The organism is Thiorhodococcus mannitoliphagus (assembly GCF_010915725.1).
Taxonomy (GTDB): Bacteria; Pseudomonadota; Gammaproteobacteria; order Chromatiales; family Chromatiaceae; genus Thiorhodococcus; species Thiorhodococcus mannitoliphagus.
This window is the reverse complement of sequence record NZ_JAAIJR010000331.1, coordinates 1-1,338: the sequence shown is the minus strand read 5'-3', so window position 1 is coordinate 1,338 and position 1,338 is coordinate 1. Positions and strand designations below refer to the sequence as shown.

General features: G+C 64.1%; 1 protein-coding gene. It reads left to right on the top strand.

Annotated features, from left to right (window positions below):
• Positions 1–96: 96 nt before the first annotated feature.
• A partial coding sequence (locus G3480_RS26670) for an ISNCY family transposase (RefSeq protein ID WP_476718478.1) occupies positions 97–1,338 on the top strand: 1,242 nt, incomplete at its 3' end.

The following is a 1,338-nucleotide window of genomic DNA, read 5'->3' as shown; positions in this document are numbered from 1 at the left end:
CTAAGGCATTGATCTCTCGAAGTCGAGACGGCCATCGCAAGTGGTTTTCGAATGAAAACCGAATGAACCTTCATGAACGTCGTCATTGCAACCCTCATGCGCGAAATCATCAAGCCCCAATTGCAACTCGGTGAGGTCGACATCGGCGCCATCGCGATCGACCACCGCTCGCGCGATGACATCCCGCGCCTGCTGCGCGGGCTGCAATTCATCTACACCGACGCGGCGGTGCGCGAGCGCGTCTTCGCCATCCTCGCCGAGGTGCTGCCCGAGCGCGCCGACGGCTCGGGTCCGGTGAGCGCCGAGACCGGGCGTCCGGGGATGGCGCAGTGGCAGATCCTGGTGCTCGGCGTGCTGCGTCTGGGGCTGAATGCCGATTACGACCGCATCGCGGAGCTAGCCAACCAGCACCGCACCGTGCGCCAGATGCTCGGTCACAGCGACTGGGGCGAGGAGACCCGGTGGGGCGTGCAGACGCTCAAGGACAACCTGCGTTTGTTCACCCCCGAGGTGCTTGAGCGCATCAATCAGGAAGTCGTGGACGCCGGTCACGCCTTGGTAAAAAAAAGCCCAGACGACGGGCTTCAGGTGCGCTGTGACTCCTTCGTCGTCGAGACCGACGTGCACTTTCCCACCGACATCAACCTGCTCTGCGACGCGGTGCGCAAGGTCATCGAGACCAGCGCCGGCTTGTGTGAGGCCGAGGACTTGAGCGACTGGCGCCAGAGCGCCTACAACGTGCGCTGCCTGAAGCAGGCCTACCGGCGCGTGCAAACCCTCAAGCGCTCCAACGCTAAGGACGAGGACAAGCGCGCCGTGCGCGCCGAGGAGATCAAGCAGGCACACCGCGACTATCTGGAACTTGCCGAGTCCTTTCTCGCCCGCGCCCGCGAGACGCGCCGCCGCCTGCACATCGGCTGCGCACTGCCGCTGGCGGCCTTCAGCGCCCTGGATGATGACATGGCCCATAGCGAGCGTCAGATCGATCAGATCCGCCGCCGCGTGCTCCATGGTGAGCGCATCCCGCACGCCGAAAAGGTCTTCTCGATCTTCGAACCGCACACCGAGTGGGTTAGCAAGGGCAAGGCCGGCGTCCCTGTCGAGCTGGGGCTGCGGGTGGCGATCACGGAAGATCAATATGGCTTCATTCTTTCTCATCGTGTCATGCAGCACGAGACCGATGACCAAGTGGCCGTGCCCCTGGTCGAGGGGCTCGTGAGCGACTTCTCGCCCTTGGCGAGCGTGAGCTTCGACAAGGGCTTTCACAGCCCGGCCAACCAGCAGCGCCTCGCCGAGCTGGTGGATTTCCCGGTGCTGCCGAAGAAGGGCAAACGCTCG